Source organism: Nonomuraea lactucae, from assembly GCF_003313395.1.
GTDB lineage: Bacteria > Actinomycetota > Actinomycetes > Streptosporangiales > Streptosporangiaceae > Nonomuraea > Nonomuraea lactucae.
This window is the reverse complement of the sequence record NZ_QNFZ01000211.1, coordinates 1-5,511: the sequence shown is the minus strand read 5'-3', so window position 1 is coordinate 5,511 and position 5,511 is coordinate 1. Positions and strand designations below refer to the sequence as shown.

7 protein-coding genes are annotated in these 5,511 nt (G+C 71.2%); all 7 read left to right on the top strand.

The genetic code is table 11. The annotated features are described in order from the left end of the window. The coding region (locus tag DQW85_RS13200; protein ID WP_162794948.1) for a hypothetical protein at positions 1-195 on the top strand (195 nt) is incomplete at its 5' end. A 54-nt stretch (positions 196-249) separates the two neighbouring features. After that, complete coding sequence (locus DQW85_RS13195; RefSeq protein WP_113700612.1) at positions 250-585, top strand: putative quinol monooxygenase; 336 nt, start codon at positions 250-252, stop codon at positions 583-585. Between the two features lie 99 nt (positions 586-684). After that, positions 685-1,554, top strand: a complete 870-nt coding sequence (locus tag DQW85_RS13190; protein ID WP_162794947.1) for an MEDS domain-containing protein — start codon at positions 685-687, stop codon at positions 1,552-1,554. Next, positions 1,544-2,422 carry an ATP-binding protein gene (locus tag DQW85_RS13185; protein WP_113700610.1) on the top strand — a complete coding sequence of 293 codons (879 nt, stop codon included), beginning with the start codon at positions 1,544-1,546 and terminating at the stop codon, positions 2,420-2,422. The genes DQW85_RS13190 and DQW85_RS13185 overlap by 11 nt, the downstream gene beginning before the upstream one ends. A gap of 330 nt (positions 2,423-2,752) precedes the next feature. Beyond that, positions 2,753-4,666 carry a molecular chaperone DnaK gene (gene dnaK, locus DQW85_RS13180; protein ID WP_113700609.1) on the top strand — a complete coding sequence of 638 codons (1,914 nt, stop codon included), beginning with the start codon at positions 2,753-2,755 and terminating at the stop codon, positions 4,664-4,666. A gap of 1 nt (position 4,667) precedes the next feature. After that, positions 4,668-5,210: a nucleotide exchange factor GrpE gene (locus DQW85_RS13175; RefSeq protein WP_113700608.1), complete on the top strand. Its 543-nt coding sequence runs from the start codon at positions 4,668-4,670 to the stop codon at positions 5,208-5,210. Then, on the top strand, positions 5,210-5,511 hold a 302-nt coding region (locus DQW85_RS13170), incomplete at its 3' end, for a DnaJ domain-containing protein (RefSeq protein WP_162794946.1). The genes DQW85_RS13175 and DQW85_RS13170, both read left to right, overlap by 1 nt.

The window sequence follows — 5,511 nt, the reverse complement described above, 5'->3', positions numbered from 1 at the left end:
CGGAGCGCGGCCTCGGCGCTGCGCCGGGCGGGCGCCGCCGCCGTGGTCACGCTGGTGATCGCCAGGCTGGTGGATCCCGTGCGCGACCCGGCCGGCGCCCGCGACTGGGCCCGGGCCTCGGCGGAGCCCTTCCGCTTCGATCGCTGCTGCCTGTGCGACACCGCGCCGAGCCGTCTCGGCCGCACCGTGCGTTAGCCTCGACTCGTCGGCCGCCGCGAGCGTCCCGCCGAGCCGGAGGAGTGCACCATAATGATCTTTATCACCGCGAAGTTCCGCGTCCTGCCGGAGCACGCCGACCGGTGGCCCGAGATCGCGGACGAGTTCACCAGGGCGACCCGCGCCGAACCCGGCTGCCTGTGGTTCGACTGGTCGCGCAGCCTCGACGACCCGGCCGAGTACATCCTGGTGGAGGCGTTCCGCGACGACGAGGCCGGGGCCTCCCACGTACGGTCGGAGCACTTCAGGCAGGCCCAGCGGACGCTGCCGCCGCACCTGGCGGAGACGCCGCGGATCGTGAACGCGAAGATCCCGCAGGACGACTGGTCGCACCTCGGCGAGATGGCGGTGCCCGGGGACCGCCCGTAGCCGAGCACGTCCGGCTTCGAGCGGAGGTGAGTGCCGCCTCCGCCTGGGCACAGACAGAGGCGGAGCCGGCGGCGGCGGCCGGAGTGGGATGATGACGCGGTGACGGTAAGCGCTGAAGTGCAGATCACGGACCTGACGATCAACGACCACGCGTGTCTGACGTTCGGTGAGTCCGAAGAGCTGCTGGACCTCACCGCTGCGTTCGTCCGTGACGGATTGTCCGGGGGCCTGCGGGTAGTGTGGCTCTGTGAACAGCCGCAAGGAGTGTTGACCGAGCTGAGCCGCCGGGGAATCGCCGTGCAGTCCGCCACCAGCGCGGGGCGGATGGATGTCGTCGCCTGCCAGGACGGCCTGCTGCCCGGGCAGACCTTCTCGGTCGAGCACGCGATGCGCTGGCTGCGCACCCAGATGGAGGTGACCTCGCGGGAGGGCTACGCCGGGCTGCGGGTGGCGCTCGACATGGGGTGGGCGCTCCGGCCGGTCAGCGGCATCGAGCGGCTGCCCGCCTTCGAGGAGGAGATCGCGGCGACGCTGTCGGGCTCCAGCGTGTCGGTCCTGTGCCAGTACGACCGCGAACGCTTCGACCCGGTCACCCTCGCTTCGGTGTCCTCCTTCCACACGCGTTCGGTCACCGCGGCCACCTACCACAACGACCCCCTGCTGCGGATCTGCCGCCAGTACGCGCCCCCCGGCATCCGGCTGGCCGGTCAGATCGACCAGTCGGCCGGCGAGGCGCTGTCATTGGCGCTGGCCGAGGCGATCCGGGTCGACGGCGACATCACCGTCAACATGTCCGAGCTGTCCTTCATCGACCTCTCCTGCACCCGCATGATCATCGACGCGGCCCGGGGTCTCGCTCCCGCCCGCGGGGTGGTCCTGCGGTGCAACCGCGCGATCGCGTCCCGGTTCGTGCTGCTCGGCGCCGACGGGATTCCCGGGGTCAGTCTGGTGACGTCTCATGATCAATGACGACCCCCTGAAGTCCCGGCCGGTCACGCCCCGGACGTCGGAGCGCGCCGGGCCGAGCGCACCCGAGCGGGAGCCGATCCTCGACCAGCCCTTCGACGGCGACTCGCTCTACGCGCTGCGCGCGACGCTGGAGGCGCACGCCTCCCAGGCAGGGTTCCCCGAGGGCCGCGCCATGGACCTGGTCATCACCGTGCACGAGCTGGCCTCCAACGCCGTCCTCCACGGCGCGGGCACCGGGCACGTACAGATCTGGCGGCTGGACGACGCGCTCCGCTGCCAGATCTCCGACGCCGGCGCGCCCCGGCCCGACACGGGCACGGCCACGCACGACACGGGCACGGCCACGCACAACACGGGCACGGCCGGGCGCGACGCCGGACCCTGGTCCGTCCAGCACGGGCACGGGCTGTGGATCGCCCGCTATCTGACCGACCACTTCACGATCGAGTCCGGCCCGGACGGGACGGTCGCCACCGTCTCCTTCGCCCTTCCGGCCACCGAACGCCGCTCCCCCTTCGCCCTCAGCGAGCTGCGCCGGGACTCCCACACCGTGCTGGCACTGGCAGGCACCCTGGACGACCAGGCGGCGCACGAGATCACGGGAATGCTCCGCGACCTCGTCTCCGAGCACGCCGAGCCGCGGCTGGTGCTGGACCTGGCCGCGGTGACGTTCTGGGACGCCATGGGCATCGCCGCCCTGATCTCGGCGCAGCAGCGCGTCAACGAGACCCGGGCCGGGGTCATGATCCTCACCGGTCTGTCCCCGGAGTTGAGGGCCCGCCTCGACGCCCTCAGCCCCGTGCCCTTCACCATCTGCGACACCCCCGACCAGGCGGCCCAGCGCCTCACGCCGCCCTCAACACCCTGACCCCAGGGCACATCCCCAGCCGTGCGGTTGTGCGGGCGAAAATCTCCACCGCAATTGGTTTCACGGGTCCTCGTCAGGTAAGCGAAGCAGGAATGCGCGGGTGGAGGGCCTGCGCCAGGTGGAGCGGGTGGCCGCCGCACGATCACCCCGCGGTCCGCCGGGTGGGCCGCGGCATCCGGAGCCGTCTTGGCCTGATCGCGCACGCGCTGCAGGGGGCCGCAGGGACTTCGTCCCCGAGAGCGGCCTGGTGGCCCGACACGTACAGGACCCGGTCTCGTCCAGGAACCACTCCGGAGCGCGGGGCTCGCCCGCTGAGGAGGTTAGCGACCAATGGCGAAAGCAGTCGGCATCGATCTCGGCACGACCAACTCGGTGATCGCCGCCACGATGGACGGCCAACCCACGGTCATACCCAACGCGGAAGGCTCGCGGACGACCCCGTCGGTCGTGGCGTTCACCGACACGGGCGAGCGACTGGTGGGCCAGCTCGCCCGCCGCCAGGCCATACTCAACCCGAAGGGAACGATCTACTCGGCCAAGCGGTTCATCGGCCGCCGCTTCGACGAAGTCAAGAGCGAGACGAACGCCGTCTCCTTCGACGTGGTCGAGGGAGACGGAGGAGCGGTCCGCTTCAAGGTCGGCGACAAGCTGTACGCGCCGGAGGAGGTCTCGGCCCTGGTGCTGAGGAAACTCGCCGGCGACGCGGCGAAATATCTCGGCGAGAAGGTGACCGAGGCGGTCATCACCGTGCCGGCGTACTTCAACGACGCGCAGCGCCAGGCCACCAAGGACGCGGGGCGCATCGCCGGGCTGGAGGTCCTGCGGATCATCAACGAGCCCACCGCGGCGGCGCTCGCCTACGGGCTGGACAAGAAGGCCAACGAGACCGTGCTGGTCTTCGACCTGGGCGGCGGCACCTTCGACGTCAGCATCCTGGACATCGGCGAGGGCGTCATCGAGGTCCGCGCCACCAACGGCGACGGGCACCTCGGCGGCGACGACTTCGACCGCAGGATCGTCGACCACCTGGCCGACGAGTTCCAGCGGGACCAGGGCATCGACCTTCGCCAGGACCCGCAGGCGCTGCAGCGCCTGTTCGAGGCGGCCGAGAAGGCCAAGGTGGAGCTGTCGGAGGTGACGCAGACCACGATCAGCCTGCCGTTCGTCACGGCGGACGCCTCGGGGCCGAAGCACCTCAACACCACGCTCAGGCGGTCCACGTTCGAGCAGATCACCGCCGACCTGATCGAACGCCTGATCCCGCCCGTCGAGCAGGCGATGGAGGACGCCAAGCTCAGGCCGGCCGACCTCGACGAGGTCATCCTCGTCGGCGGGTCGACCCGCATGCCGGCCGTGCAGAGCCTCGTGCGCAGGCTCACCGGGGGCAAGGATCCCAACATGACGGTGAACCCGGACGAGGTGGTGGCCATCGGCGCCGCGATCCAGGCCGGCATCATCAAGGGCGAGGTCGAGGACGTCGTGCTGCTGGACGTCACTCCTCTCTCGCTGGGGGTGGAGACCCTCGGCGGCCTCATGACCAAGGTCATCGAGCGCAACACCACGATTCCGGCCAGGCGGGCCGAGACCTTCAGCACGGCCGAGGACAACCAGACCGCCGTCGACATCGTGGTCCTGCAGGGAGAGCGGGAGCGCGCCGCCGACAACCGGGTGCTCGGGCGCTTCCGGCTGGAGAACATCCGCCCGGCGCCGCGAGGAGTGCCGCAGATCGAGGTCACGTTCGACATCGACGCCAACGGCATCCTCCACGTCACCGCGCGTGACAAGGACACCGGGGCCGAGCAGCGGATCACCATCAGCGAGACCTCCACCCTGGACAAGTCGGAGATCGAGCGGATGATCTCGGACGCCGAACGGCACCGCGACGAGGATCTCAGGCTCAGGGAGACGATCGACGCGCGCAACGAGCTCGATTCGGTCGCCTACCAGGTGGAGCGCCGGGCGCTGGAGCTCGGCGACGCGGTCCCCGTGCACGAGAAGGCCCGTGCCGAGCAGCTCGTCGAGGAGGCCCGTCAGTCGATCAAGGAAGAGGTGCCGGTGGAGCGGCTGCGGGCGCTCAGCGGCGAGCTCCAGCAGGTGTTCCACGCGCTCGGGGCCACCTCGGCAGCCGCCGGGGGCCGGCCCGAGGAGGCGGCCGGCGCGCAGCGACAGGACAAGAGGGACGGCGCCGGAGGCGGCGACGACGATGTCATCGACGCCGAGTTCACCACGTCGGAACCCGAGTGACATGAACGGCGACGAAGAAGCGCCTCGCCCCGCTGACCAGCAGCCGGGGGCCGAGGCGCGGCCCGAGCGGGCCGAGACGGACGCGAAGATCGCGGAGCTGGAGGACCGCTGGCTGCGTGCCGTCGCGGACCTGGACAATCTCCGCAAGCGGATCGCGCGTGACGCCGAGCGGCTGCGGAACGAGGAGCGGGACTCGGTGGCCACCGCGTGGCTGCCCATCCTGGACAACCTCGAACTCGCGCTCAGCCATGCCGCCGTGGGCGACGGCGACGCGGACACGGCGGCGGACTCGCCGGCCGACGCGGTGATCGACGGGGTGCGCGCGGTGCGGGACCAGGCCGTCGGCGTGCTGTCCCGCCTCGGCTACGCCCGCCACGACGAGACCGGCGTGCCGTTCGATCCCGCCCGTCACGAGGCCATGGCGACCGTCGTACGGGACGACGTCGCGCCGGGCACCGTCGTGCAGGTGCTGCGGCCGGGCTACGGCGACGGGCAACGGCAGCTCCGCCCCGCGGTGGTGATCGTGGCGAAGAAGGCGGAGTGATGGCCCCTCGGCGGGACTTCTACGAGGTGCTCGGCGTCGACAGGAAGGCCGACGCCGACGAGATCCAGCGGTCGTACCGCAAGCTGGTACGCGCCTACCATCCCGACGTCAACAAGGATCCCGGGGCCGAGGACAGGTTCAAGGAGATCTCGGAGGCGTACTCCGTCCTGTCCGACCCCGAGACGCGCCGCCGGTACGACGCCTTCGGGCACGACTTCCGCCAGGTGCCGCCCGACGTGGACCCGGAGCAGTGGGCCCGCGCCCGCGCCGGGGCACGCGCGGGCGCGGGTCCGGAAGGCGG